The sequence below is a fragment of the Desulfovibrio sp. TomC genome (genome assembly GCF_000801335.2).
Taxonomy (GTDB): domain Bacteria; phylum Desulfobacterota; class Desulfovibrionia; order Desulfovibrionales; family Desulfovibrionaceae; genus Solidesulfovibrio.
Genome location: NZ_JSEH01000028.1, coordinates 1 through 26,153, shown reverse-complemented (window position 1 = coordinate 26,153; position 26,153 = coordinate 1). Strand labels below are relative to the sequence as shown.

Here is a 26,153-nt window from a genome sequence, read left to right as displayed (position 1 = left end):
GGATCATCCCCCCGGCCGCCGGAGGCCCTCTTTCCTCTCTTCTCCCCCTCTCCCCCTACCCTTTCCCGCGTCCGCGCAGGTCGTCGAACTGGCGGCGCACGGTTTCCAGGCGCGCCCGGTAGCCTTCGGCGTCGCCGTATTCCAGGAAGAAACGGTAGCGGGAGTGGGTGGACTTGGGGGTGCGGGCGTGGCGGATGGGACACCAGTACTGTTCGGTGCGGGCGGCCACTTCGCGCACGAAAGCGAGCAGACCATTGAAATAGCCGCAGTAGACGCAGCTCAGTTTTTCGATCCAATTGAGATAGGACAGGGCGTGGCGGTCGATGACGATATACTCGCCGCGCCGTACCTTGGGGATGCCGTAGATGGGAAAGCAGACAAACTGGTAAAAGGTGACGGTCACGTCCATGAAAAAGGCCGGAATGACGGCTCCCCAGATAAGCGGCATGGAGAGCATTCTCAGGAAACCGGACTCCGCAACATACGCCGACCACTTTGTGGCCAAAAGCTGATGCTGCTGCTGTACTTCCTTGGTGAAATGAACCTTCTTGCGTTCGATGGTGTAGCGGACCTCGGCGCCGACCTGCTCGAACTCCTGCGCCAACTCCTTTTCCAGAGCCTCCATGCGGGCGATGATGTCGTCTATTTTACTCAAAAAAACCTCGTGCTCGCGTAAGAGAAGATGCCTCCGGCGGCCGGGAGGGGGTAACCCCCTCCCGGACCCTCCCTGACGGGGGGGGCGAGGGGGCCAGACGTTTTTTCCAAAAAGATGTCGCGCCAGTGCGACGTTGCGCTCCCCCCTTTCTATCAAGCGGGCCGGGGACTATTTTCCCTCCAGCCGCCGGAGCCACGGTGGTTCCCGTCAAGCCTCTGCTTGGGCTGCTTCCGGTCCACGACCGACCGGATTAGCAGCCAGCGCCAAGAACCCCTTAACAACTTCTCCCGTTGCGGGGTCCGGGGGGATCATCCCCCCGGCCGCCGGAGGCATCTTTTCGCTTCTCTCGCCTCAACCGCACTTGGTATAGCCGCAGTTCTTGCAGGCGTGGCAGCCTTCTTCGAAGACGAGGTCTGCGCCGCAGTCCGGGCATTGCGGGTGGCCGAGGTTGGCGGTGTCGTCGCGCACGGTCCGGCCTTCCATGTAGCGGTTTTCCAGCACCCAGGACACGGCGTCGGGGATGGAGAGCAGCAGGCCCTTTTTCTGGAACACCGGGTTTTCGCCGCCAATGCCTTTGAGCTGGCCCACGATGGCTTCCACGCCGACTCCGGAGCGCAAGGCCAGGGAGACGAGGCGGCCGATGGCCTCGGCCTTGGCCGTCACCGAACGGCCGGATTTGCCGATGGTGGCGAAGACCTCGAAGGGTTTGCCGTCGATCTCGTTGACGGTGAGGTAGAGTTCGCCCATGCCGGTTTTGACCTTCTGGGTGAAGCCGAAGACGATGTCCGGCCGGGTGCGCACCTTGCTTTGCGGCTTGGCCGGATCGACCGGCGCGCCGTCGCCGGTGCACAGCACCTGATTGGCCTTGCAGCCGTCGCGGTAGACGGTCACGCCTTTGCAGCCCAGTTCGTAGGCCAGCCAGTAAATGCCCCGGATGTCTTCCTGGGTGGCGGAGCCTGGCAGGTTCACGGTCTTGGACACGGCATTGTCGGTATATTTCTGGAAGGCGGCCTGCATCTTGAGGTGCCAGACCGGCTCGATGTCCATGGCGGTGACAAAGACCTCGCGCAGGCTCTCGGGCAGCATGCCGATATGGGCGATGGAGCCTTTGCGGGTGACCTCTTCCATGAGCGCGTCGGAGTGGGCGCCGGCGGCCTTGAGGGCGGCCACAAAGTGGGGGTTGGCCTCCACGAGCTTTTCCCCATCCATGACGTGGCGGGCAAAGGACAGGGCAAACAGCGGTTCGATGCCCGACGAGCAGCCGGCGATGATGGACAGCGTGCCGGTTGGGGCGATGGTGGTGGTGGTGGCGTTTCGATAGGGGCCAAGATTGCGCTTGCCGTAGACGGAGTCGGGATAGGCCGGGAAGGGGCCGCGTTCGGCGGCCAGGAGCTTGGAGGCGGACCGGGCCTCGGCCTGGATGGTTTCCATGAGCTTTTCGGCCAGGGACAGGGCTTCGGTACTGTCGTAGGGCACGCCGAGCAGATAGAGCAGGTCGGCAAAGCCCATGACGCCAAGGCCGATCTTGCGGTTGGCGTGGACCATTTCGGTGATCTGCTCAAAGGGATAGCGCGAGGCGTCGATGACGTTGTCGAGGAAGCGCACGGCCAGATGCACGGTTTCGGTCAGGCCCTTCCAGTCGATGCCGTCCTTGGCCTGGGGATCGTAGAAGACCGACAGATTGATGGAGCCGAGGTTGCAGGCCTCAAAGGGCAGCAGGGGCTGTTCGCCGCAGGGATTGGTCGATTCGATCTCGCCCAGGGCCGGGGTGGGGTTGTCGCGGTTGATGCGGTCGAGAAAGACGATGCCCGGATCGCCCGACTCCCAGGCCTTGCGCACGAGCAGGGCAAAAACCTCGTTGGCCGAGAGCCGGCTTCGCACCGAGCCGTCCCGGGGGTCGATCAGGTCATAGTCCTCGCCCTTTTCCACGGCCTGCATGAAGCGCTCGGTCAGCGCCACCGAGATATTGAAATTTTGCAGCTCGTTTTCGCGTTCCTTGCAGGAAATAAATTCCAGGATGTCGGGATGGTCGATGCGCAGGATGCCCATGTTGGCCCCGCGCCTCGTGCCGCCCTGTTTGACCTGCTCGGTTGCGGTGTTGAAAATCCGCATGAACGACACCGGCCCGGAGGCCACGCCGCCGGTGGAGCCGACGCGGCTTTTTTTGGGGCGAAGCCGGGAAAAAGAAAAGCCGGTGCCGCCGCCGGATTTGTGGATCAGGGCGGCAAATTTCACGGCGTCGAAAATTTCGTCCATGGAATCGCCCACCGGCAGCACGAAGCAGGCGGCCAGCTGCCCAAGCGGCGTGCCGGCGTTCATGAGGGTGGGGGAATTGGGCAGAAAGCGCATCCCGACCATGAGGTCGTAAAATTTCCGGGCCAAGGCCTCAGGGGTGCAGGACGACTCGGGATATTTGGCTTCTTCGGCGGCAATGGCCGCGGCCACGCGCCAGAACAGTCCCCGGACATCCTCCTCGGGTGAGCCGTCTGGGTTCTTTTTGAGGTAGCGCTTGGACAGAACCACCATGGCGTTGTCGTTGATAGCAGCCTCGGGCAGATCGGCGGGCAAGGGCAGGTGGGTCATGGGCGGAAGTTCCTAACCGATTTCGGTTGCATGAAAAAGTGTGGCCGCCGGAAGGCGGCTTAAATTTTAGCCTTATATATCAGCAAATTGGTCTTTCGGCGATTGGCCAAACGACCTCCTCTCCCCGCCCGGATGAGTACACCAAATCCATGGTGATTGCCACCATCGCACATGCCGAAGGGAGCAAAAAGCTGTTGCCGCGCCCGACATAACTTCGGGAATATGCTTACAAAAAAATAAGCGCTGCCAATTTCAAAAAAGGCATTAACATTTTTCCGCAGACAAGCTATCGCTTAGCCATTACATTTCCGACGACCAGCCGAGTTCCCCTGCGCATCAAGAGCAATACCACTCCCGGGGCTATTTCCATACGCATTTCTCGAAAAGGAGGTTTCAAATGAACGATGGTTTCCTATTCTTTTGCAGTTTATTTTTAGCGGCGCTCCCTCTCCTCCTTTCACTCTTGGAAACAGATTACGTGCAGGGCATTATCGATTCGCAAGAAATGCACAACCTCAAGACCGTAACCTCGTATACACAAAAATCAATTTCCGCTTCATTGCGCATTACCATTATCATCATCGGGCTCATTGCGGCAATATGCACTTTTATAGCGACAAACAATGCAAAGGCAAACCTCGCGGAACAAGTCGAATTTCTAAAGAAGACGAACAATACGGCCCTCTACTACTTAGACCGGGTGCCGCAACTCGTATACTCAAAGACGATACGTCCCGACAACGTGTCGACAGAAGATGAAATGACGAGCAATAAGACCTATCTTGGATGCAATACGCTGAAAGGGGGAGACATATTGAAATTCTACGATCCAAAAGAGTGCTGGTTTGTCCTGCTCCCCATTAACGACGAACTGAAATATGATATTCAGTATCATATCATGCAGGATTTTGCGAAACAGACAAGCGATACGAAGTTGATCGACAACAAAACCATCGACAAATCAAAAATAACCTCCATCCTCGTAGACCTTGCAGCGGGAAATACTTACTTCACCGAGAAGTGCAATGCAGCAGACAACCACAAAGATTGCATCAAACAATTACTGCTTAACAAGGAAATAACTGCCACACAGATCCGTCCATCCGACTCCGGCGTGTTCGAAATAGCTGCTAGTGCCAGCCCGCATCATGCCAAATGGGCATTGATATCGGCCGACCAACTGCCCGCATCTGTAAGAATCTACTCGTCGCCCCGCTCAAGATCGTGGGACTCCAGTCATGAAGAAGAAATGTTCTTTGACCACAACCTTCCCTGGGAAAAAGACACCAAAGTAATAGTTGTTGCTGACAGGACGAAACTGAGAAGACAACCCTATTTTGGACACGGATCAACTGAAGGGATTCTGTGCAAAGGGACAACACTGACACTCATGAGCAGCGTTGAGTATGATTCCAGCGTCGACAGATACGAACCTGTCTTTGCACATGTTAAAATAGAGGAACAGAAGTCGAGCGATACGTGCAAGTCCACGCTCGCATCAGGCGAAGAGGGATGGGTCGCAAGACGTTTTCTACAGACCACCGACCAATAGGACCGTTTCGGAGGACTGCCGGCCGACGTCTCTTCACATTCCGCCGAGGCCGCGCCTTCGATCGCTTTTGCGTCATCGCCCAAGCGGCCGCCAGAAAAGCTGTCTGGAGGGGAGACGCGCAAACGATCCTGCTTCGGTATCCCCATCACACGCCAAAAGGCCGGAGCGTCGCCGCTCCGGCCTTTTCAAGCCGTCCGTACAGACTTTTCGCCTAAGCCGTTGCCTCGGGCGTCTGCGTTGCCGCAGCCTTGGCCGCAAGCCCGGGCTTGGCGCAGGCCAACGGCCAGACCTCGTCGATGCGCTCCACCGGCATGATCTTGATGCGCCCGCGCAGATCCTTGGGAATATCCAGGATGTCCTTCATATTCTTGGCCGGAATGATGACCTGCTTCATGCCGGCCGCCACCGCCGCCAGGATCTTCTCCTTGATGCCGCCAACCGGCAGCACCCGGCCGCGCAAGGTAATCTCGCCGGTCATGGCCAGATCGTTGCACACCGGCGTGTTGGTCAAAAGCGAGATGAGCGCCGTGACCAGGGTGACGCCGGCCGACGGGCCGTCCTTGGGCGTGGCTCCGGCCGGCACGTGGATGTGGATGTCGTTTTTCTCAAAGGCCTCGGGGTCGATGCCGAGTTCCTTGGCCCGGGACTTGGCATAGGTGAGCGCGGCCTGGGCCGATTCCTTCATGACCTCGCCAAGCTTGCCGGTCAGATGCACCGCGCCCTTGCCCGGGGTGGTGGCCGCCTCGATGTGCAAAAGCACCCCGCCAACCGGGGTCCAGGCCAGCCCGACGGCCACGCCCGGCGGCAGATCGGCCTCGCGCTCGTCGTCCATGAACCGCGCCGGTCCAAGCAGCTTTTCCAGGGCCGAGATGGTCACCCGAAACGGCGGCGTCTCGCCCTCGGCCTTTCTGCGGGCCAGTTTGCGGCACACCGAACCGACCTCGCGCTCGAAGTTGCGAAGCCCGGCCTCGCGGGTGTAGTCGCGGATCACCCGGCCCAGCACCAGATCGGAGATGGACACGTCGTCGGCGGTCAGGCCGTTTTCCTCGATCTGACGCGGCAGAATGTAGCGCCGGCCGATCTTGACCTTCTCCTGCTCGGTGTAGCCGGGCAGGCGGATCACTTCCATGCGGTCAAGCAGCGCCGCCGGAATGGTGTCGAGCATGTTGGCCGTACAGATGAACATCACCTTGGACAGGTCAAAGGGCACGTTTAAGTAGTGGTCCGAGAAGGAATTGTTCTGTTCGGGATCGAGCACCTCAAGGAGGGCCGAAGACGGATCGCCCCGGAAGTCCGAACCGACCTTGTCAATCTCATCGAGCATGATGACCGGGTTTCGGGTGCCGGCCTGTTTGATGCTCTGGATGACCCGGCCGGGCATGGAGCCGATGTAGGTGCGCCGGTGCCCCCGGATTTCCGCCTCGTCGCGCATCCCGCCGAGCGACATGCGCACGAACTTGCGGCCAAGGGCCCGGGCAATGGACCGGCCAAGCGAGGTCTTGCCCACGCCCGGAGGGCCGACGAAGCACAGGATGGGGCCTTTCATGCCCGGATTGAGCTTTCTGACCGACAGGTATTCGAGGATGCGCTCCTTGACCTTTTCCAGATCGAAATGGTCGTCGTCGAGAATGCGCTTGGCTTCCTTGATGTCGAGCCGGTCCTTGGACATCTTTTTCCAGGGCAGGTCCACCATCCAGTCGAGATAGGTGCGGATGACGCCGGCCTCGGAGGAATCGGGATGCATGGACACCAGCCTCTTGAGCTGCTTGTCCGTCTCCTTTTTCACTTCCTTGGGCATCCCGACCTTGTCCAGGGCCTCTTTGAGCTCCTCAAGGTCGTCGGACTCCTCGCCGCCCTCGCCGAGTTCCCGGCGAATGGCCTTGAGCTGTTCGCGCAGGAAGAAGTCCTTTTGCGCCTTGTCCATGCCCTCTTTGGCCATGTTCTGGATCTTGGCCTGCATGGTGGCCACTTCGGCTTCCTTGACCAGCTGGTCGTTGACCAGCCGCAACCGCTCCACCGGGTCCTCGCACTCCAGCAGCCGCTGGGCCTCTTCCACCCGCATCCGCAGGTTGGAGGCCACCAGGTCGGCCAGCCGGCCGGGTTCGTTGACGCTGTTTAAAACGGCCATGATGTCGGCCGAGGCCATGCCCCGAAGCGACAGGATCTTTTCGCTCTGCTCCCGGGCGGCCCGCATCATGGCTTCCTGCTCCAGGGTCGCTTCCTTGGGGTCGTGCTCGGCCAGCACTTCCACCGAGGCCTGGAGATACGGCTCAGACGAGCTGAAGTCCTTCACCCGGGCCCGGGTCAGGCCCTGGACCAGCACTTTGAGCCGGCCGTCAGGCATCTTGAGCATGCGCATGATCATGCCCACCGTGCCGACCCGGTAGAGGTCGTCCACCCCGGGGTCGTCGACCTTTTCGTCCTTCTGGGTGAGCACCAGGATGTAGCGCGAGCCGTTTAGGGCCGCGTCCACGGCCTGGACCGACTTGTCGCGGCCGACAAACAGCGGCAGGATCATATAATTGAAGACCACGATGTCGCGCACGGGCAACACCGGCAATTCGGTCGGAATATCCGGCGGCGTCGCCTCGTCGCTTTCGTTCCCGGCAGCCACCGCAGCGGTGTCGGCCTTGGGCGCGTCGGCCTCGGGGGCTTCCGTCTCGGAGACCGCCTTCGGGTCGTGTTCCTTGTCCATAATACTCAGACTCCTTGTCTGCGTCGCAAGCGGCACAGGGGCCGATCACGCCTCCCGGAGGAGGCGGCCTCAACGGAATGGCGGCCTAGCCGCGAATGGTAAAGGCCGTGAAGGCCTTGTCATACTCGATCATGTTCGCTGTCACGCGGTCCACCCGGGACAGGGGCGAACCTTGGGGCAGGCGTTCCTTCAGGGCGTCCAGGGCTTCGGGAGCGCCCTGGGCCAGCACTTCCACCTGGCCATCGGCCAGATTGCGCACCCAGCCGTGAAGGCCGAGGCTGACGGCCTGATCACAAACCCAGGCCCGGAAATACACGCCCTGCACCGTGCCGGAAATGGTGGCGTGCAGGCTTGGCGTCGCCTTGGCCGTCGCATCCGTCGCCGTCATGGAGCGCCTCCTTGGATTAGATCATACCTTCAGCCTGAAAGCTGAAAAACCGGTTTTCCGTCACCACCAGATGGTCCAGGACCCGGATGTCCATTTCCCTGGCGGCGCTGACAATGCGCCGGGTAAATTCCACGTCCTCAACCGAGGGCCTGGGATCGGCCCCGGGGTGGTTGTGGACCAGAATCACGCCGCTGGCCTTGTGGCGCAGGGCCGCGGCAATGACATCCCGGGGATAGACCGCCGCCTGGTCCACCGTGCCCTTGCTCACTTGCTCCCAGCCGATCAGCCGGTTCTTGGTGTCCACCAGGGCCATCCAGAATTCCTCGTGCTCCTTGACCCCGATGCGCGAGCGGCCCATTTCGGCCACGATCTCGGGGCTGTTGAGCACCATGCGGTCCTTGAGCGGCTGCTCGTGAAACCGGGCCCAGACCTCGCGCCACAGGGTCAAAAATTCCTCGGCGCCCGGGCCAAACCCGTCAACGTCCCGCATCTCTTCCAGTCGGGCTGTCAGCACCCCGCGCACATTGCCAAACCGCCTCAAGAGCTCCTTGGCCAGGGGCTTGTTGTCGCGGCGGATATTGACATAGCCCAGCACCAGCTCCAGCACTTCATAATCGGCCAGGGCGCGCGAATTTTCCAGCAACCGGTCTTTGAGGCGGCGGCGGTGGCCGATATAGTGTGGCGATTCTTTCTTACTAAGCATGGTTTGCGGTCCGGGCAAGGCGTTTGTGGCGGATACGCGGGAAAACTCGGCAAATTTCGGCCGGAAACACGGGAAAGGCCGGCCCCATCATGGCGAAATCCGGGAGGAAGCCCGCATCTGGCCGCTAAAAAGCCGGAAAAGCTCGGCGGTCAGAAATTCCATGGCCTGATCCGGCTTTCTGGCCCCGGTTTTGATGCCGGCTTCGGCGGCAAAGGCCGCTTCGAAGATCCGGGTCAGCCCGGCCGATCCCAGCCTTCTGGCCATGGCCTCTTTTTTCTGGCGCACCTGGGGCGGCAGGCGCACGTCGTCGGCCTCGCCCACGGCCAGACGCCACATCATCCGGGCTTCATAGAGCAACAGCCCGATAAAGGGGAAAATCATCTCCTCCCCGGCCAGTTCCTTGTCGAAAATTTCCTGCCACACCAGGGTCGGGTCGCGTCCGCCGGCCAGGGCGTCGAGAAAGGCAAAGCCGTCCATGCCCTCGTGGTGGGACAAGAGGCCCAGATCGGCCAGCTCCAGGCTGGTGCGATCCCCCAGGGCCAGCTCGAGCTTGGCCAGCTCGTTGTCGGCATGGGCCAGGGAGGGCGGCAGCGCCCCGGCCAGGGCCTCGGCCACGCCCGGCCCCAGGACCAGCCCCCGGCGGGCGGCCCAGTCCGACAGACGCGGTCCCATGTCCCGCCGCGTCAGGCCCGGCGAGACAAACACCCATTTGCGCTTTTGGGCCACCTGGAAATAGGGCTGTTCGGCCAGGGTTTTGGGCAGTTTCGGTCCGCCTTTGCGGTCGAGCGGGCCTTCCAGGCAAAAAAACGGCCAGACCGCGTCGTTAAACCCCTTGAGCGCCGGCGTCAGCTTGGGCCAGAATTCCGCCGGCAAGGCCTCGGCCCGGCGCACCACCACGGCCCGGCGGCCGGCAAACAGACTGGCCACGGTCAAGGCGCTCCAAAACGGCGCGCCAATCTCCTCATCGCCCCAGAACACCTCCCGGGCAAACGACTGGCCGCAATCCGCCAGCAGACGCTCCACCCGTTCCCGGATGATTTCCGGGTCGGGACACACCAGAAAGGAAAAGCCGGCTCTTTGCATGGGGGCACAGTAGCCGAGGCCCGGCCCGGGAGCAACGGCGGCGATGGCCGACGGGAAACAGGCAGGCAGGAATGGAGCAGCCCTATGGCCCGGGGCCGTGACGTTTTAGCCACACCCCTTGTATCACATTGACTTTTTCAATAATATCATATCCATTGCAGTTAAGGTCGTCGAGGGCGGAATGGTGGTGGACCGTGGCTGATTTGTGGGGTGCAGTTGTCATGCGCCCATACCGCATTGTTTCTTTTCTCATTCTTGGTGTTGCAGCCTTCCTGATCATCCACGACCTCGGGACGCCGTCGTTGTGGCTTGACGAGGTTGCCGCGCCGCTCAACGCCCATCTCTCGACCGAAGCCATCCTGGAGCTGTCGCGGACCCTGGAAGAACACCCGCCCCTGTTCTACCTGCTGCTCAAGGCCTTTCTCAACCTGGGCCGGACCGATTTCCTGGTGCGCCTGCTGCCGGCCCTGGCCGGCCTTGGCTGCGTGGCCATGGTCATGGCTGTCGGAACGCGTTTCTTTTCCCGGTCCGTGGGTCTGCTTGCCGCGGCGCTGTGGCTGGCCATGCCCCAGGACCTGTGGCTGTCGCGCATGGCCCGGCCCTATTCCCTGTGGCTCTTTTTCTACCTGTGCGCCCTGTATTTCCTGGCCGGCTTCCTCAAGGACGGCCGGTTGCGCTCCATTTGGGGGCTGCTCGCCAGCGCCGCCTTCATGGTCGCCACCCACTACCTGTCCTTTCCCCTGCTGGCCGCCATGGGCGGCTGCCTGCTGGCCATCCCGCCCCTGGCTCGGCCCCGCTCCCGGCTGCCGGCCATTGTGTGCTATGCCGCCGGCTGCGCCGCCATTACTGCCGCAGCCTATTTCGGCCTCATCCGCACAAGCGCCACCCCGGCCCTCATTGCCGCAGCCGACGAGACCGCAGCCGACGCCGCCCGGGCCGTGGGCGAGGCCCTGGGCGGCGTCCTGTACCTCTTCGACCTTCCCCTGGCCCGGCTGTTGGCGGGAACCGCCGCCGGCCTGGGCTTTTTCACCCTGTTTCGGACCGACCGCCGGGCTTTTCTCCTGCTGGCCATCCTCACCCTGGCCCCGATCGCCATCCTGGTGGTCCTGGGCAAGGCCACCGGGCTCTATGCCCGCCACCTGTCGAGCCTGGGCATTCCCATCGCCCTGACCATGGCCGCCGCCCTGGGCCGCCTGCCCCGACTGGCCCCCCGCTTGCCGGCCATCACCGTCGCCGTGCTGGTCCTGGCCGCCCTGGACCCGCTCGTCTGGCACCGGGAACAGTTCTACACCGTCGACAGCTATCAGGTGCCGATTATCGGCAACAACTACAAACTGGCCGCCGCCGGGATTGCCCGGCTGTACGGCCCGGCCACGGTGGTCTCCTTTGGCAACGCCTATTACGGCAACGCCGTGTCCTGGTATCTGGACCAGTCGCCCCGGCCAAACGCCGTGGACAACCCGGGCCTGACCCCGGACGACCAGACCGCCAACCTGCTTTTTGCCGCCGGCGCCCATTGGGGCTATCTGGCCAAAGACGCCGACGATTTCGAAGCGCGTTTCGGCCCCGGGGCGGTGCGCCACCGCATCGAGACCTCGACGGTCATGGCCCTGGCCGTTCCCCGCGATCCGGTTCGCCGCATCACCGCCCTGCCGGCCCGGGCCGGCCTGTCCATGGGCTACCGGGATTTTTTCGCCACGGCCAACATCGCCAAGGGGGTCCACCACCACCAAAACGCCCGGGGGCCGGCCATCATTCCCATCCACAACCAGACCGAGGGACAGGTCCGGGCCGCCTTTGCCCTGCTGGCCCCGCCCGAGCCCCAGGACATTCGCTTAAACGTCCTTTTCGACAACACCGGCCAGGGCAACACCCTGACCGCCGTGGTCCGCTTCGACGACGAACCGCCCACCGTCCATCCCCTTTCCACCGGCTACGACCCCACCCATCAGCGTCAGATCGCCCTGCAGCGCGACGCCCCTTACGCCGTCATGACCGTGGACCTCCTCCTGCACGGCGCCGGCCGCACCCCGACGCTCAGCGGCGGCAGCCAGGAGACCCTGCGCCTGACCGGCCTGGAAGCCTTTTTCTGCCCAACCCGGGACGCCGCCGGCTGCCTCAAGGACGCCGAAGGCCAGCTCATTGCCAACCAGTTGACAAATTATCTGGAAGAACGCTTTGCCGAGTCAGCCGACACGCCCCAGGCCACCCGCATCACCGGCCGCGACAACCTCGCCGGCATCCCGGACAACGTCCTGGGAGCCTGGTCGGCCGTCGCCCCGGCCCTGGCGTCCCGGCCCGGCGTCATGCATCTGACGCTGACAACCGACCGCTCCCGGTTGTCGTTTTTCCCCCGGGTCGGCCTGGACGGCATGGTGCAGGTCTGGGCCACCCGCCCGGACGGCCAACGCCGCCTCCTGTTCGCCCTGCAAAACCACACCGACAACTGGACCCCGATCAGCGCCCGCTATGAATTCGCGGTCCCGGACTGGCTCCAAAACCGGGAGACGGCCGTCGACCTGGAACTGACCGGCCGCTGGTCCCAGCTGTGGACCCTGGGGGAGGGCGTGTTTTTCTGATCCGAGTGGCGACTTTTTCCTGGCCCGGTTCCTGCATCTCCTTGCTCCGGCCCGCCCGAGACATGTCCGGACAGGCAAACCACGCCAAGAGGGAGCCGCATGACCACGCCGCCAAGCTCTGCCTTCCGCCTTTCCGTACGCGAAACCCTGCGCTGCCATCTGGTCAGCCGGGATCCGCTCATCATCATCTCCTACGGACTGCCCCTTGGCGCGCCCATGCAGCTTTCTCCCTATCTGGCGCATCGCAAAGCCTATTTCCTCATGGGCAACTGGTGGTCGCTGCTGGATCGCGGCGTGCTCGTGCGCACCAAACAGTTCTACAGTCTCATGCGTGACATGTACCCGCTGCATGAGTACATCTTCCTGACCAACGCCCAGGAAGAAAACGCCCTGCTCGAACGCATCGGCCTGCCCAACTACCTGTGCCACCACAACGCCTTTCTCGACGAAGCGATCTTTCGTCCCCTGCCGGACGTGAACAAGGACCTCGACGCCGTCTATACCGCCCGGCCGCTCCCCTTCAAACGCCATACCCTGGCCCGACGCATCCCGTCCTGGGAGCTTTTGTACTATTTCGACCCGACCGACCCGGACAAGCAGCAGACCTATGTGCGCCACCTGACGCGCACCATGCCCGGCATGGTCCTGCCCAATCATGATCCGGTTGACGGCGCGTACCGCAAGCTTGGTCCCGCCGCCATGTGCCAGGCCATCAACCGGGCCAGGGTGGGGCTGTGCCTGTCCCAGGTGGAAGGCGGCAATTACGCCACCACCGAGTACATGCTCTGCGGTCTGCCCGTGGTCTCCACCCCGAGCCAGGGCGGACGCGACGCCTTCCTCGATCCGGAAATCAGCCGGGTGGTGGAACCTGACCCCCGGGCCGTTGCCGCCGCCGTGGCCGACCTGATCGCCCAGGACCTGTCCCCCCGGGTGGTGCGGCTGCGCACCCTGCTCAAAATCCGGGAGCAGCGGCAGGATTTCATCCGGCTCATCGAGGCCCTCTATGAGCGCGAAGGTCGGCGCGAACCCTTTGCCGAACAGTTTAGCGCCATTTTCACGCACAAAATGCTCACCTATCCCGGCACGCCCGAACAATTCCTGGCCCGCCACGGGCTGCTTCCCGGGCAGGACGACGACGCCCCCGTCCTGGCCCCGGCGGCAAACGCTTGACGCCGGCCAAGGCCGGCGTTATCTGGCTTCCAACGTCGAGTTCCGCCCGTGGCGGAAGCGGGGGACCCACTTTCCCGGGGCGTATCGCCGGTCTTCCGGCGTAGGGCAACCTCTTCGGCCCGAGCCCGTCAGCTAACCTCGTAGACGTCGAAGGGGAAACCGCTTGTCGCCAGGCAGGTTTCCCGCAACCGGTCTCCGGAGGGATGCCTCATGTTGTTCGACGCCCATGCTCCCGGGCTGCGCCCGCTCCTGTCCGATCCCGATCCTTTTCGTCCTGCCTTCCTTGCCAAGGCCCATCCGCCAGGACGCCTCCTCGCCGTCGTCTGAGGCTGGCCCCGTTCCCCTGCTCCCCTTTTCGCCTCTGTTGGCTGGTTGTGACCAGCCAATGGCCCGTGCCTGCGTCGTTGCGAGGAAAAACCATGTCCGATTCCCCCATCCGGCCCCTGGCCTGGTTGCGCCGCGTGCTGTTTGGCCGCTCGCTCAATCTGGCCGACCACTCGGTATTCCATAATCTCTCGCTCATCGCCTTTTTCGCCTGGGTGGGCCTTGGGGCCGACGGCCTGTCCTCCTCCTGCTACGGCCCGGCCGAGGCCTACCTGGCCCTGGGCCAGCACGGCTTCCTGGCCGTGTTCGTGGCCCTGGCCTCGGCCGCCACCATCATCATCATCAGCGCCGCCTATTCCCAGATCATCGAACTCTTTCCCTCGGGCGGCGGCGGCTACCTCGTGGCCAGCAAACTCCTGTCGCCAACCGTGGGCATGGTCTCGGGCTGCGCCCTGCTCATCGACTACGTGCTGACCATCGCCATCTCCATTGCCAGCGGGGCCGACGCCGTTTTCAGCTTCCTGCCCCCCGAGTGGCTGCCCTACCGGCTGCCCGTGGCTGCGGCCGGCATCATCGCCCTGACGCTGTTAAACCTGCGCGGGGTCAAGGAATCGGTGCTGGTCCTGGTGCCGGTCTTCATGGTCTTCGTCGTCACCCACGCCCTGGGCATCGGCTACGGCCTCTGGTCCCACGCCATGGACCTGCCGGCCGTGGTCACCCGGGTTGGGGCCGATGTCGGCGCGGCCAGAAGCGAACTGGGCACAGTCGGCATGCTGCTCCTGGTGCTGCACGCCTACAGCATGGGCGCGGGCACCTATACCGGCATCGAGGCCGTGTCCAACGGCCTGCCCATCCTGCGCGAACCCAAGGAGAAAACCGGCAAGCGGACCATGCTCTACATGGCCCTGTCCCTGTCCCTGACCGTGGTCGGACTCATTTTGTGCTTTATCCTCTACCGGGTGACGGCCGTGCCGGGCAAAACCTTAAACGCCGTCCTGTTTGAGAGCATGGCCGCCGGCTTCGGACCGACGGTTGGCGGCGGCTTCGTCCTTATCACCCTGGTCTCCGAGGCCCTGTTGCTGTTCGTGGCCGCCCAGGCCGGCTTTGTCGACGGCCCCCGGGTGTTGTCCAACATGGCCCTGGACCGCTGGTTTCCCACCCGCTTTGCCCTGCTCTCGGATCGCCTCGTCACCCAAAACGGCATCGCCCTTATGGGGGTAGCCGGCCTGATCCTGCTTCTGGCCACCGACGGGGCCGTGGACATCCTCATCGTCCTTTACAGCATCAACGTCTTTGTCACCTTCGTGCTGTCCCAGCTCGGCATGGTGCGCCACTGGTGGCAGGTGCGCGGCTCCTCCGCCCACTGGGGCAAGGGCATGCTCTTAAACGGCCTCGGACTGGCCCTGACGAGCTTTATCCTGATCACCGTGACCATCGTCAAATTCGATGCCGGCGGCTGGGTGACCATCGTCATCACCGGGGCGCTGGTGCTGGCCGCCCTTGCCGTCAAACGCCACTACAACCGGGTGTGGAAGAGCATCCGCAAGCTCGACGTGCTGCGCGCCGTCATCGATCCCGAAAACCCCTACACCCGGCCTATTCCCAAAAGCGCCCACGGCCCCAAGCCCGATCCCCAGGCCCCGACCGCCGTCATCTTCGTCAACGGATTCAGCGGCCTGGGCGTCCATACCCTGCTTTCGGTGGTGCGCCTTTTCGGCAAGGACATCGCCAACTACGTCTTCGTGCAGATCGGCGTGGTGGATGCGGCGGTCTTTCGCGGCACGGACAAGCTCAACCAGCTCAAGACCGAGATGGAAGAAGGGCTTGGCAAATACGTCAGCGTCATGACCGAGCGCGGCTACCACGCCGAAGCCCACTGGGCCGTCGGCACCGACATCGTCCAGGAGGTCCTGGAGCTGGCCCCGCCCCTGCGGGACCGCTTCCCCAAGGCCATCTTTTTCGGCGGCCAGATCGTCTTTGAACACGACACCTTTTTCACCCGCTTCCTGCACAACTACGTCGTCTTCTCCCTGCAACGCCAAATCTACCGGCTGGGCATGCCGTTTATGATCATGCCCGTGCGTCTGGACCTTCCGGACGGCGAGGACATTGCCGCCGTGTAAACATGTCTTGAAAAAAGATTACCCGGCAGGGCGCGGCCTTGCCGGTTTCGATCTGCCGCAGGGCCGGCCGGCCTCTTGATTTCACCGTTCCCGGGCGTATGACAGATGCGGCTTGGGGAGTGTTGGGGACGTCCCAGCCTCGGCGCGTTGGGGAGCGGGCCGGGGGTCGCACCTTTTCATCACGCTGGCATCGCTTACAAAATGACCTACTTATCCGCCTGGACGCTCGTGCGCGGCATCGAGCCCATGTCCTTGTGCGATTGGCCGGGACGCCTCTGCGCCGTGCTCTTTTTCGGCGGCTGCAACCTGCGCTGTCCCCATTGTCACAACGCCGCCCTGGCCTGGTCGGCCCAGGCCGGACCGCTCGTGGCCGAGAAAGACGTGCGCCGGTTCGTGGCCACCCATAGGCGCTGGCTCGACGGGCTGGTCATCACCGGCGGCGAACCCACCCTGACCCCGGGGCTGGTCGATCTGGCCGTCGGCCTTGCCGCCTCGGGCCTGCCGGTCAAGGTCGATTCCAACGGGCTGCGTCCGGACGTCCTGGCCGCGCTGTTAGCCGGCCACCCGGACGTGCATCTGGCCGTGGACGTCAAAGCCCCCTTTGCCAGCTATCCGCTCGTTACCGGCAACCGCGTCGATGCCGCCACGGCCCGCCACAGCCTGGAGCAGGTCTTTGCCCTGGCCCAGGCCCATCCCGGGCGCATCCGGTTTCGCACCACCCGCGTGCCCGAGCTGTCCGAAGCCGACCTCCGGGAGATCGCCTCGCTGCTGCCGGCCGGACACGCGCTCACGCTCCAACCGTTCAGACCGATTGCCAGCCATGGGAAGGAGAGGGAACATGCCTAAGCAGATTCGCAAACGCGACGGTTGTCTGGAAACGTGGAGCACCCAGCGCATTGCCCAGGCCATCTTGAAAGCCCTCAAGGCCAGCGGCGTCAAGGACCCGCTTTTAGCCACCCGGCTGGCCGGCAAGGTGGAGGGCAAGCTGACGGAACTGGGCAACGACGTGCCCGAGCAGGAACAGGTCCAGGATGCCGTGGAACTGGTGCTCATGGAATCGCGGCTGTACAATGTGGCCCGGCGCTACATCGTCTACCGGGAAAAACGCCGGGAGCTGCGCGAGCAAAAGGCCGCCTTCCTGGACATCGCCGACGTCATCGACAACTACATTGCCAAGACCGACTGGCGGGTGGCGGAAAACGCCAACATGACCCACAGTTTCCAGGGCCTCATGCTCCATCTCTCGGGCACGGTCCAGGCCCGCTACGCCCTGGGCAAATATCCCGAAGAGGCCCGGGCCGCCCACGAGCACGGCTATTTCCACATCCACGACCTGTCCTTCGGGCTGGCCGGCTATTGCGCCGGCTGGAGCCTGCGCGATCTGCTGCTCGAAGGCTTCAATCTCCAGGGCCGTTCCAGCGCCGGCCCGGCCCGCCACTTCGACACCGCTCTAGGCCAGATGGTCAATTTCCTGGGCACGCTGCAAAACGAATGGGCCGGAGCCCAGGCCTTCAACAACGTCGATACCTACCTGGCCCCGTTTATCCGCCACGATGCGCTCACCTACCGCGAAGTGCGCCAGGCCATGCAAAAATTCATCTTCAACCTCAACACCACCTCGCGCTGGGGCGGGCAAAGCCCATTTACCAACCTCACCTTTGATCTGGCCCCGCCCAAGCATCTGGCCAAGGAGGCCGTCATCATCGGCGGCGTGCTGCAGGACGCGGTCTACGGCGACTTCGGGCCGGAAATGGAGATGATCAACCGGGCCTTTTTGGAGGTCATGGGCGAGGGGGATTTTGACGGCCGCATTTTCTCGTTTCCCATCCCCACCTACAACATCACGGCCGAGTTTCCCTGGGACGGCGAAATCGGCCGGCTGCTGCTGGAATTGACCGCCAAGTACGGCGCGCCCTATTTCCAGAACTTCATCAATTCCGATCTGTCGCCCGAGGACGTGCGCTCCATGTGCTGCCGGTTGCAGATGGATTTGCGCCAGTTGCGCACCAAGGTGGGCGGACTTTTCGGGGCCGGCGACCTGACCGGATCGGTCGGCGTGGTGACGCTCAATCTGCCCAAGCTGGCCTTTCTGGCCCAGGGCGAGGAAGACTTCCTCGATCTCGTTGGCGAGTATGCCGAGCTGGCCAAGGACGCCCTGGAATTCAAGCGCAAGATGATCAGCGACAACCTGGAGCGCGGCCTTTTCCCTTGGACCAAGCGCTACCTGACCAACGGCTTCAAGGGCCATTTCTCCACCATCGGGCTGGTCGGCGGGCACGAAGCCTGCTTAAACCTCCTGGGCAAGGGCATCGAGACCGAGGCCGGGGTGCGGCTCATGACCCGGATGCTTGAACATCTGCGCACGCTGACCGCCGGCTTTCAGGAAGAAACGGGCAACCTCTACAATCTCGAAGCCACCCCGGCCGAGGGCACCAGCTACCGTCTGGCCAAGATCGACAAGTCGCTCTACGCCGATATCAAAGCCTCGGGCAACGGCACGCCGTACTACACCAATTCCACCACCCTGCCGGTCGGGCTGTCGCGCGACGTGTTCGCCGCCCTGGAGCATCAAAACAAGCTCCAGCCGCTCTACACCGGCGGCACGGTGTTCCACACCTATTTAGGCGAAGCCGTGGCCGATGTGGAGGCGCTCAAGTCGTTTATCGTCAAGGCCTTTACCCTGACGAAAATCCCCTACCTGTCGATTACGCCGACGTTTTCCATCTGCAAGACCCACGGCTACATCAAAGGCGAGCACTTCGAGTGCCCGGACTGCGGCGCCGCCTCGGAAGTGTTCACCCGCATCGTGGGGTATTATCGCCCGGTGTCGCTGTGGAACAAAGGCAAGCAGGCGGAATACGAGGAACGGTTGACGTATGGGGAGATTTGCTAATTATTTAAGCCCACTGCGTCTGTTCTCTGGAACCTTATTTACTTGCGATTCTATCTGTTCCCAAGTTGAGGATCTGGGGATTGACACGCATTTTGAGACGGGCTATTCGTCATGTTGACAGCGGGTGTTTCCCGCGCTCTTTTACAGCTATCAAATATATAGCATTTAATGACAGGTGTTTAGGCGATGAGCAGGGTTCAAACCATCAAAGCAATCCAGACGGGCGCTCAGTATGAGCAGGCCCGAACATTGCTTTTAGCGCTTGTCGGCACACCACCGGACTCCCCAGAGTACGAATCGTTGGAAAGTTTGCTGGCAGAAATGCGTAAGTATGAACGCTTACATATTTTTAGCTCGCCTGCGAAGCCAACGCCACTGGAAATCATCCGGTGCGTGATGACCAATCGCCGCCTAAACCCGAAAGATATGCAACCTTTCCTTGGAAGCAGAAGCCAAGTCTCTTCAGTCCTCTCCGAAAAACGTCCCCTGACGCTCTCGATGATTCGTGCGCTGAACAGGCATCTAGGAATCCCCCTGGAACTGTTGATTGGCGAAGATGAAACCACTTCGAATTCATCCATATCAATAGATTGGACGCGCTATCCGACCAAGGAAGTTGCTGCGGCGTTACGAATTGCTGGAAAATTCGACTATAAAAATGATGCCCAGGAAATCATGGCGGAAGCATGCCGCATGGCTGGCGTTGCCTGCGACAAGACACTGGCTGCATGCCTCCGACAAGGTAACCGCTTGAGTGCCAAGGCTGACACCTATGCTACGCAAGCTTGGTTGCTCTGCGCCAAGGCTCGTGCGCGCAATGCAATCCCTGGTACCGATTTCAATCAAGCCGAGATAACCACTGAGTTTTTACGTAATATTGTTCAAAAGAGTGCCTTACCCGATGGCATTGATCAAGCCCTAGAGGTGTTGCGCACCAAGGGTATTGGGCACATATATTTATCTCACTTTAGAAGAACTTACCTTGATGGTGCTGTTTTTTTTGTTGACGGCAAGCCGATTATCGCACAAACATGCCGATATGACCGCTTGGATAATTTTTGGTTTGTTCTTTTACATGAGCTTGCACATCTCGCTTGCGGACACTTAGCCGAAGAGGATGATTACTATCTCGACGACCTCGACATCGAGTTTACGGGGCAGGAGAGTGAAGCGGATGCAGTCGCGTTAGAGGCGGCAATCCCCGGCACTGAAATGGGGCACACCGCTTTTAAAAGCGCACGCATTGCTTCCATCAAGAGTTTAGCCCGAAAATTGCATATTCATGATGCTATTGTCGCAGGTAGAGTTCGCCATGATCAGAAAAACTATAGGATATTGGCCCAGCATGTCGGCCAAGGGTTGGTGCGCAATCAGCTTGAAAAATTGACCAACGAAGCCTGAAAAGGCTCCGACAATATAAAAAGACAAAGGCCGCTTGCCCACACGCGGCGGACTCGCGGCCCTTGGCATGCGGGTTGCATGCTAAGATTAACTTGCACTTATATCTCTAGCCACGCAACCCTCCCATGTCAAGCTTGAGTCCGCCCAAATCCTGTGAAAACAGGACAAGGACTTATCATGGCTAAAAGTACACATGTTGTCCCCAATTCCTCCCGCGGCGGTTGGGATTCCAAGGACAGCGGCAACTCCCGCGTCTCCCGTCACTTTGACAAGAAGAGCGAAACGACTGACTGGGCGCGGGAACACAGCAGCAAGATCGGCTCAGAACTTGTAATCCATAACAAAAACGGCCAGATCGGCCAGAAAGACAGTCATGGAAATGATGACTGTCCGCCCCGGGGCTAGGTGGAAAAAGCTATGACCACCATCGAAGCTGCCGTAATCAAAGAGCAAGATGTCATGTTTGCCGTAGTTGCGGTCAAACCATTCGTATTTAACTCCCAAAACTGCCTGGATGACGCCCGGTCAGCCTTTCAACGGTATTTTCCAGGGATGCCCATTGTACTGATGAAGCAAGATCATCGTGGCCTCCCCGAATACCAAGGCAGGACAGACATCGTGACGTTCCTTTCACATGTCCATCCCGGCAATATTCCGTGGAAACGATTTAATTTTAACTAACAAAAACTGTCGGCCGCTCCATGTTCATGGAGCGGCCGACTTAATATCTGCCAATTCATTCTCGCAACTCACCCCATCCGCCCCAACCGCTTATATACATCCCCGTCGTTCCGTTTCCCAATGAGCGGCTCCAGCAACACATCATCCTCAACGCGGTAGACGATGCGATACTCCCCGACGTCGGCCCGGCGGTAGGGGGAATTTTTCAGCGCCGAGGTGTCCGACGCCTCGGGGGCGTGCAGCAGATCGAACAGCCGCACCGCCACCGAAGCGTCCGGACAAGGCCGTTCTGCCTTTACCCCACCGCCCAATCCCGCCCGCAGGTCTCTGTTCCAGCACCCCCTGGACAGCCGCCCCGCCGTATGCTTGATTGCTGCCATGGACCGCACCCATATTCAAACCGTCGCCGACACCATCGCCAAGGCTTTTGCCCCGAACCGGATTATCCTGTTCGGCAGCCATGCCCGTGGCGAGGCCGGACCGGAGAGCGACCTCGATTTGTATGTGGAGATGGAGACGGATTTGCGGCCGCCGGCCCGGACCGCCGCCATTGCCGCTCTTTTCGGACTGCGGACATGGTCGCTGGACGTGCTGGTCCACACACCGGCCGAGGCGCGGCGGCTTTCGCAACAGCCGACTTCGTTTCTCTCGCGCATCCAGGCCGAAGGCGTGGTGCTCCATGAACGGCGCTGACGCCGCAGCCCGGCGCTGGCTGGCCAAAGCCGAAAATGATCTGCTCAATATTCGGAACAACCTGCACGCGGCCCTGATTCCCTGGGACACCGTCTGCTTTCACGCCCAACAGGCCGCAGAAAAATACCTGAAAGCTTTCCTGGTCGCCCAGGGCGCATTGCCGCCGCGCTCACACGACCTGATTGCCCTGCTCGCTTTGTGTGTGGAATTCACACCGGACCTTACCGCATTGGAAACGTCCTGCCGCAGCTTGGCCTATTTTGGCACGGCATCCCGGTATCCCGATGACATCTACGAGCCTGACGAGGAAGATGGACGGCAGGCCTTTGCTGCATCCCTGCGCGTCCAGCAACTCATTCTCACTCACTTGCCGCGTTCTCCAGACCCCGCCTAAAGGTTCTGCCCGCCCGCCCCCTCTTGCCGGATGGTCCGTCGCCGCGTTATAATCCCGGCGTACGGCTCTTGCCGCACGGTCGCCGCCTCTGCGGCCCCCCCCTCCAACAAAAAGGATTCGCCATCGCTGCCAAGGTCATCGGCAATGTGATCGGGCTTAAGCCCAGTCAGCTCAAAGCATTGGAACGGCTCGGAACACGGCGGTATCCCTCCGTTGGCGGCTATACCATCGATCAGGCCCGGGAACTGGCGGCCATCGCCTACGGCATCGGCCGACAGGTGGGCCTGCTCATCGACCGCAAAGGCCGCCCGGCCCACATCATCGTCGGCAGCCAGAAGGGCATCCTCATACCGGAACTCGACCGAGCGCGCTTAAGCGCCGGCCGGTTACGCGGGCTGCGCCTGCTGCACGTCCACCTCGCCGGCGAGCCGCTCAACGAAGAAGACCTGACCGACATGCTCTTTTTGCGCCTGGACTCGGTGGCGGCGCTGACCATCGACGGCATGGCCGCGCCGGTCGCCCTGCACGTGGCCCATTTGCTGCCGCCGGGGGCCGGGGACGCGCCCTATGACGTACTGCCGCCGCGCCCCTATGACCGGGTGGATGAGGATTTCACCGCCCTGGCCGAGGCGCTGGAAGCCGAGCTGTCCCGCGAGGGCGAGCGCATCGACACGCCGGGCAAATCCGCCTCGGGCCGGGACCGCGCCGTGCTGGTCAGCGTGGCCAGTTCCCCCAAGGCCGCCCAGGAAGCGTCGCTGGACGAGTTGGCCGCTCTGGCCGACACGGCCGGCCTGGACATCGCCGAGCGGGTGGTGCAGCGCGTGGCCAACGTCAATCCGAAATTTCTCCTGGGCAAGGGCAAGCTGGCCGAAATCGAGATCGCGGCCCTGCGGGCCGGGGCCTCGCTCCTCGTCTTTGACGGCGAACTGTCCCCGTCCCAGATCAGAAACTTGGCCGAGGTGACCCAGCTTCGGGTCATCGACCGCACCCAGCTCATTCTCGACATCTTTGCCCAGCACGCCGCCACCCGCTCGGGCAAGCTCCAAGTGGAGATGGCCCAGCTCAAATATCTCCAGCCCCGCCTCGTTCGCCAGGACCGGGCCATGTCCCGGCTCATGGGCGGCATCGGCGGCCGGGGACCGGGCGAAACCAAGCTCGAAGTGGACCGTCGGCGCATCCGGGAACGGATCGGCCGCATCAAGGACGAACTCAAAGAACTGCGCAAGCGCCGGGCCGCCGCCCGGGCCGGCCGGGCCAGGGCCGGGCTGCCCGTCGTGTCGCTGGTCGGCTACACCAACGCCGGCAAATCCACGCTGTTAAATACGCTGACCGGCAGTGCCGTGCTGGCGGAAAACCGGCTGTTTGCCACGCTGGACCCGACCAGCCGCCGGCTGCGTTTCCCCAGCGACCACGAGATCATCCTGACCGACACCGTCGGGTTTATCCGCGAACTGCCCAAGGAACTCAAAGAGGCCTTCCGGGCCACGCTGGAAGAATTGGAAGCGGCCGATCTGCTCATTGCCGTGGCCGACGCCTCCCATCCCGAAGTGGAAGCGCAGGCCGCGGCCGTGGCCGATATTTTACAGGAAATGGAGCTGGGGGATGTGCCGCGCCTGTTTGTGCTCAACAAATGGGACGCCGTGCCCGAGGATCTGCGCGCGCCGCTGCGAAACCTCTTTCCCGAGGCCATCACGCTCTCGGCCAGGACCCGCGACGGCCTTGGCGAACTGACCACAGCCATCCTGGACCGGGTGCGCAGCGGGCCGGGCGTGTATGTCGGCCCGACCCGCCAGAAAATCGAGACTACGAACCCGTTGGAGACGGAGCCGGAAACGCAGCCCAGCAACGCTTAAGCCAGTCAGCCGGGGCCGCGCCTGTGCCAAAGGCCGGATCAGCCTGCCGGTCCCGGAGGTACAGGGCGTGGCGCTCCAGGGAGCTGTCCGCAACGACCCCCCAGGCCGCATCGGTTGGCGGGCAGTCGTCCCCGTCCCACTGGAAACCGAGGAAACGGGCGGGGTTGGCGCAGGCCAGCCGGCTGAAGTCGGCCCCCAGGCGAGTCTTGAAGAACCCCCAGTAGTCAACGGCCCTGGCCACCTGCAGCAGCATGAAGGAGTCGGTGCCAAACAGGATGTTGCGGCCGTGCGCGGTCGCCATCTGGGCGGCAAGCCAGGACCCGTACGCGTCCTGGGCGGCCGAGTCGCCCAGAGGTCCGGACTGGTAGGACACGTCGGCAAAAACGCGCTTTGGCCATCGGTCCATCGCGGCGGTGATGATATCCCGCCAGGACACGTCGGAGCCGGGTTTACCCGGCGTCTGATCGCCGAAATGGGCAAAATTGAAGCGAACCTCGTAGTCCCTGACCACATCCCGCCAGCTCACCGGCGAGCAGTAGAAATAATCATGCTGCTCAGCCCCACAAAATCCGCCGTCGTTGCAGTGCATGGTGATGGGCGCGTTATAGGCCTCGCATTCCTGCATGATCGTTTGCACCATGGGATTGTCTATGCCATAGCCCAAAGATGGATAAAGCTTGACGCCCACGCACTCGCCGCTGTCCAGGGCATGGTGCATGATGGCCAGGGCTTCGTCCCCGCGCAGGGGATTGACGGCCACGAAGGGAAGCAATCGGCCCGGATAGCGCACGGCCTGCAACACCGTGTCATGGTATTGCCCGGCGCACGGTTTGGATGGAAACAACGGATCGTCGTATTGTCTGGCGAAGCGTTCCTTGTCCTGCTGCGAGGACTCGCCGTCAACAACATCCATCATCAGGGCCACGGCCATGTACTCCCCATCCGGAGCAGCCGCAGCCTTGGTGTCGGCCATGAGCGCGTCCGTCACCTCGCTGATGGATGGCCGACAGCCGCGCCGCAAAAACTCCAGCACCGGATGGCCGACCAACCCGAATTTCTTGGCCAAAGCCGCCAGACGCGCCTCGGCAGCGCCGCCAAACAACACATCCTTGGCAAAAGCGACAATGTCATTGCAGGCTGCGTCGGACAGATGCCGGCTTTTGAGCCGGGCCTTGAGATTCGTTTCAGCCGCTGCGGTCAGAAACGACGCAAAAGTGAAGACGTGGCAATGGGCGTCAATGCGCATAGTCCCCTCCCGGCCCGGTCAGGGCCTTTTACGGGGGAATACACCAGCCAAAGCAAAAATCAATACGTGTGATAAGATATTTCAGGCAACATCTTTAGCCCAGGCACCCTTTGAGAAATTCCCGAATGATGTTCCAGTATTGAGGATTGTCGATGATGTTGTTGTGCGTGGCGGCGGCAATGACCTCGTAGGTCTTGGGTCCGGGCCACAGCGCTGACAACCGCTCGGCATGGACCGGCGGGATGAGACGGTCGTCGCCGGCCACCAGAAACAGGCTCGGAGCCGTGATCCGGGCCGCATCCGGGGCTGTGTCAAAGGGGTGTTTCATTAAAAGCCGCACCGGGGCCAGGGGATGGGCGGCCTGTCCCACGGCGGCCAGGGAGTCGTAGGGCGTGACCAAAATGACGCCGGCCACCGGTCGGTTGGCCGCGACAAAGGCGGCCACGCCCGAGCCAAGGCTGCGGCCCATGACCACGATGCGCCCGTCCGGGCCGAGCTTTTGCATGAGCGCGTCGTAGACGGCCAGGGCATCGGCTTTGACGAGCGCCTCGGACGGTTTGCCGTCAGAGCCGCCATAGCCCCGATAGTCCACGCCGGCCACGGTGTAGGCCCGCAGTTCGTTGGGCGACCATAGGAAAAAGCCGGTCTGTTCCTCGGCGTTGCCGGAAAAATAGAGCACCGCGGGCTGCAGGCGGCCGTCGCGCTGGCGCGGCAGATAATAGCCGCGAAGCATCGTCCCGTCAGCAGCCGGCAGATCAAACGGTTCCAACCGCGGGTAATAATGCTTGATCTCGTCCACCCGGCCCGGATTGGCCGCCCGGCCGGGGAAAACCATCCTGTCCTGGCCGACATAGAGCATGGTCAGATAGCCGCAGTAGGCCAGCATGGCCGCGATACAGGCAATGGTGACGTATTTCATGGCGCTCCCGGCGACCAAAGGGCAGCTTGAATTATAAGAGTGCCTCCGGCGGCCGGGGGGATCATCCCCCCCGGACCCCCTGGATGGGAAAAATTTTCAAAGGGTTATGGGTTCTTTGCGTTGGCTGTCAATCTGGTCGGCGGTGGACCGGGACAGCCGAAGTCGATGCCTGACGGGAACCACCGTTGCTTCGGCGGCCAAAGGGGTGACCCCTTTGG

General features: G+C 62.1%; 21 protein-coding genes and 1 riboswitch. Of the genes, 12 read left to right on the top strand and 9 right to left on the bottom strand.

Annotated features, from left to right (window positions below):
- Nucleotides 1-55: 55 nt before the first annotated feature.
- Nucleotides 56-655 carry a hypothetical protein gene (locus tag NY78_RS19305; protein WP_043639812.1) on the bottom strand — a complete coding sequence of 200 codons (600 nt, stop codon included), beginning with the start codon at nucleotides 653-655 and terminating at the stop codon, nucleotides 56-58.
- Nucleotides 656-1,006: 351 nt separating this feature from the next.
- Entirely contained in the window at nucleotides 1,007-3,238 is a 2,232-nt protein-coding gene (locus NY78_RS19300; RefSeq protein WP_043639808.1) for a vitamin B12-dependent ribonucleotide reductase, read from the bottom strand.
- A 397-nt stretch (nucleotides 3,239-3,635) separates the two neighbouring features.
- On the opposite strand from NY78_RS19300, the gene NY78_RS19295 reads away from it, so the two are divergent.
- Complete coding sequence (locus NY78_RS19295) at nucleotides 3,636-4,790, top strand: hypothetical protein (protein ID WP_043639805.1); 1,155 nt, start codon at nucleotides 3,636-3,638, stop codon at nucleotides 4,788-4,790.
- 211 nt (nucleotides 4,791-5,001) lie between these two features.
- Here the strand turns inward: NY78_RS19295 and lon are convergent, their stop codons facing one another.
- The 4 genes from lon to NY78_RS19275 form a co-directional block, all read right to left on the bottom strand.
- Nucleotides 5,002-7,485, bottom strand: coding sequence for an endopeptidase La (lon, locus tag NY78_RS19290; protein WP_047960299.1), 2,484 nt, complete (start codon nucleotides 7,483-7,485; stop codon nucleotides 5,002-5,004).
- An 85-nt stretch (nucleotides 7,486-7,570) separates the two neighbouring features.
- Nucleotides 7,571-7,873 (bottom strand): acylphosphatase, encoded by a 303-nt coding sequence (locus tag NY78_RS19285; RefSeq protein ID WP_043639802.1) that lies wholly within the window; start codon nucleotides 7,871-7,873, stop codon nucleotides 7,571-7,573.
- Nucleotides 7,874-7,889: 16 nt separating this feature from the next.
- Complete coding sequence (radC, locus tag NY78_RS19280) at nucleotides 7,890-8,576, bottom strand: RadC family protein (protein ID WP_043639800.1); 687 nt, start codon at nucleotides 8,574-8,576, stop codon at nucleotides 7,890-7,892.
- A gap of 87 nt (nucleotides 8,577-8,663) precedes the next feature.
- Nucleotides 8,664-9,659 (bottom strand): DNA polymerase III subunit delta, encoded by a 996-nt coding sequence (locus NY78_RS19275; RefSeq protein ID WP_043639799.1) that lies wholly within the window; start codon nucleotides 9,657-9,659, stop codon nucleotides 8,664-8,666.
- 221 nt (nucleotides 9,660-9,880) lie between these two features.
- Here NY78_RS19275 and NY78_RS19270 point away from each other — a divergent pair, with 221 nt between their 5' ends.
- The 8 genes from NY78_RS19270 (at nucleotide 9,881) to NY78_RS23975 (ending at nucleotide 20,830) form a co-directional block, all read left to right on the top strand.
- Nucleotides 9,881-12,238 (top strand): glycosyltransferase family 39 protein, encoded by a 2,358-nt coding sequence (locus NY78_RS19270; RefSeq protein WP_043639796.1) that lies wholly within the window; start codon nucleotides 9,881-9,883, stop codon nucleotides 12,236-12,238.
- Nucleotides 12,239-12,337: 99 nt separating this feature from the next.
- Entirely contained in the window at nucleotides 12,338-13,408 is a 1,071-nt protein-coding gene (locus NY78_RS19265) for a glycosyltransferase (RefSeq protein WP_047960298.1), read from the top strand.
- 23 nt (nucleotides 13,409-13,431) lie between these two features.
- Nucleotides 13,432-13,570, top strand: a riboswitch (cyclic di-AMP (ydaO/yuaA leader).
- A gap of 257 nt (nucleotides 13,571-13,827) precedes the next feature.
- The gene (locus NY78_RS19260) at nucleotides 13,828-15,855 is read left to right on the top strand and encodes an APC family permease (protein ID WP_043639793.1); all 2,028 of its coding nucleotides are present in this window, start codon (nucleotides 13,828-13,830) and stop codon (nucleotides 15,853-15,855) included.
- Nucleotides 15,856-16,056: 201 nt separating this feature from the next.
- Nucleotides 16,057-16,701 (top strand): anaerobic ribonucleoside-triphosphate reductase activating protein, encoded by a 645-nt coding sequence (locus NY78_RS19255; protein ID WP_043639791.1) that lies wholly within the window; start codon nucleotides 16,057-16,059, stop codon nucleotides 16,699-16,701.
- A complete protein-coding gene (locus NY78_RS19250; protein ID WP_043639788.1) occupies nucleotides 16,694-18,748 on the top strand; it encodes a ribonucleoside triphosphate reductase in 2,055 nt (684 codons plus the stop codon). Before NY78_RS19255 ends, NY78_RS19250 begins: the two co-directional genes overlap by 8 nt.
- Before the next feature lie 186 nt (nucleotides 18,749-18,934).
- Nucleotides 18,935-20,149 carry a hypothetical protein gene (locus tag NY78_RS19245; RefSeq protein ID WP_043639786.1) on the top strand — a complete coding sequence of 405 codons (1,215 nt, stop codon included), beginning with the start codon at nucleotides 18,935-18,937 and terminating at the stop codon, nucleotides 20,147-20,149.
- 177 nt (nucleotides 20,150-20,326) lie between these two features.
- Nucleotides 20,327-20,554 (top strand): DUF2188 domain-containing protein, encoded by a 228-nt coding sequence (locus NY78_RS23980; protein ID WP_082140107.1) that lies wholly within the window; start codon nucleotides 20,327-20,329, stop codon nucleotides 20,552-20,554.
- Nucleotides 20,555-20,566: 12 nt separating this feature from the next.
- Nucleotides 20,567-20,830 carry a hypothetical protein gene (locus NY78_RS23975; protein ID WP_082140106.1) on the top strand — a complete coding sequence of 88 codons (264 nt, stop codon included), beginning with the start codon at nucleotides 20,567-20,569 and terminating at the stop codon, nucleotides 20,828-20,830.
- 68 nt (nucleotides 20,831-20,898) lie between these two features.
- On the opposite strand, the gene NY78_RS19235 is transcribed toward NY78_RS23975, so the two are convergent.
- Nucleotides 20,899-21,210 carry a type II toxin-antitoxin system RelE family toxin gene (locus NY78_RS19235; RefSeq protein WP_053062272.1) on the bottom strand — a complete coding sequence of 104 codons (312 nt, stop codon included), beginning with the start codon at nucleotides 21,208-21,210 and terminating at the stop codon, nucleotides 20,899-20,901.
- Here NY78_RS19235 and NY78_RS19230 point away from each other — a divergent pair.
- From NY78_RS19230 to hflX, 3 genes are all read left to right on the top strand, one after another.
- A complete protein-coding gene (locus NY78_RS19230; RefSeq protein WP_043639781.1) occupies nucleotides 21,209-21,523 on the top strand; it encodes a nucleotidyltransferase domain-containing protein in 315 nt (104 codons plus the stop codon). The two genes, NY78_RS19235 and NY78_RS19230, sit on opposite strands and share 2 nt — an antisense overlap.
- Complete coding sequence (locus NY78_RS19225) at nucleotides 21,510-21,917, top strand: HEPN domain-containing protein (protein WP_043639779.1); 408 nt, start codon at nucleotides 21,510-21,512, stop codon at nucleotides 21,915-21,917. The genes NY78_RS19230 and NY78_RS19225 overlap by 14 nt, the downstream gene beginning before the upstream one ends.
- Before the next feature lie 227 nt (nucleotides 21,918-22,144).
- A complete protein-coding gene (gene hflX, locus NY78_RS19220; RefSeq protein WP_231584047.1) occupies nucleotides 22,145-23,770 on the top strand; it encodes a GTPase HflX in 1,626 nt (541 codons plus the stop codon).
- Here the strand turns inward: hflX and NY78_RS19215 are convergent.
- Both NY78_RS19215 and NY78_RS19210 read right to left on the bottom strand, forming a co-directional pair.
- The gene (locus NY78_RS19215; protein WP_047960297.1) at nucleotides 23,721-25,016 is read right to left on the bottom strand and encodes an amidohydrolase family protein; all 1,296 of its coding nucleotides are present in this window, start codon (nucleotides 25,014-25,016) and stop codon (nucleotides 23,721-23,723) included. The two genes, hflX and NY78_RS19215, sit on opposite strands and share 50 nt — an antisense overlap.
- A 94-nt stretch (nucleotides 25,017-25,110) precedes the next feature.
- Nucleotides 25,111-25,935, bottom strand: coding sequence for an alpha/beta hydrolase (locus NY78_RS19210; RefSeq protein WP_043639777.1), 825 nt, complete (start codon nucleotides 25,933-25,935; stop codon nucleotides 25,111-25,113).
- Between the last annotated feature and the right edge of the window lie 218 nt (nucleotides 25,936-26,153).

Coding starts and splice junctions, on each gene's coding strand:
- NY78_RS19300 (WP_043639808.1), bottom strand. CDS start 3,238: ATGACCCACCTGCCCTTGCCCGCCGATCTGCCCGAGGCTGCTATCAAC.
- NY78_RS19295 (WP_043639805.1), top strand. CDS start 3,636: ATGAACGATGGTTTCCTATTCTTTTGCAGTTTATTTTTAGCGGCGCTC.
- lon (WP_047960299.1), bottom strand. CDS start 7,485: ATGGACAAGGAACACGACCCGAAGGCGGTCTCCGAGACGGAAGCCCCC.
- NY78_RS19285 (WP_043639802.1), bottom strand. CDS start 7,873: ATGACGGCGACGGATGCGACGGCCAAGGCGACGCCAAGCCTGCACGCC.
- radC (WP_043639800.1), bottom strand. CDS start 8,576: ATGCTTAGTAAGAAAGAATCGCCACACTATATCGGCCACCGCCGCCGC.
- NY78_RS19275 (WP_043639799.1), bottom strand. CDS start 9,659: ATGCAAAGAGCCGGCTTTTCCTTTCTGGTGTGTCCCGACCCGGAAATC.
- NY78_RS19270 (WP_043639796.1), top strand. CDS start 9,881: ATGCGCCCATACCGCATTGTTTCTTTTCTCATTCTTGGTGTTGCAGCC.
- NY78_RS19265 (WP_047960298.1), top strand. CDS start 12,338: ATGACCACGCCGCCAAGCTCTGCCTTCCGCCTTTCCGTACGCGAAACC.
- NY78_RS19260 (WP_043639793.1), top strand. CDS start 13,828: ATGTCCGATTCCCCCATCCGGCCCCTGGCCTGGTTGCGCCGCGTGCTG.
- NY78_RS19255 (WP_043639791.1), top strand. CDS start 16,057: ATGACCTACTTATCCGCCTGGACGCTCGTGCGCGGCATCGAGCCCATG.
- NY78_RS19250 (WP_043639788.1), top strand. CDS start 16,694: ATGCCTAAGCAGATTCGCAAACGCGACGGTTGTCTGGAAACGTGGAGC.
- NY78_RS19245 (WP_043639786.1), top strand. CDS start 18,935: ATGAGCAGGGTTCAAACCATCAAAGCAATCCAGACGGGCGCTCAGTAT.
- NY78_RS23980 (WP_082140107.1), top strand. CDS start 20,327: ATGGCTAAAAGTACACATGTTGTCCCCAATTCCTCCCGCGGCGGTTGG.
- NY78_RS23975 (WP_082140106.1), top strand. CDS start 20,567: ATGACCACCATCGAAGCTGCCGTAATCAAAGAGCAAGATGTCATGTTT.
- NY78_RS19230 (WP_043639781.1), top strand. CDS start 21,209: ATGGACCGCACCCATATTCAAACCGTCGCCGACACCATCGCCAAGGCT.
- NY78_RS19235 (WP_053062272.1), bottom strand. CDS start 21,210: ATGGCAGCAATCAAGCATACGGCGGGGCGGCTGTCCAGGGGGTGCTGG.
- NY78_RS19225 (WP_043639779.1), top strand. CDS start 21,510: ATGAACGGCGCTGACGCCGCAGCCCGGCGCTGGCTGGCCAAAGCCGAA.
- NY78_RS19215 (WP_047960297.1), bottom strand. CDS start 25,016: ATGCGCATTGACGCCCATTGCCACGTCTTCACTTTTGCGTCGTTTCTG.
- NY78_RS19210 (WP_043639777.1), bottom strand. CDS start 25,935: ATGAAATACGTCACCATTGCCTGTATCGCGGCCATGCTGGCCTACTGC.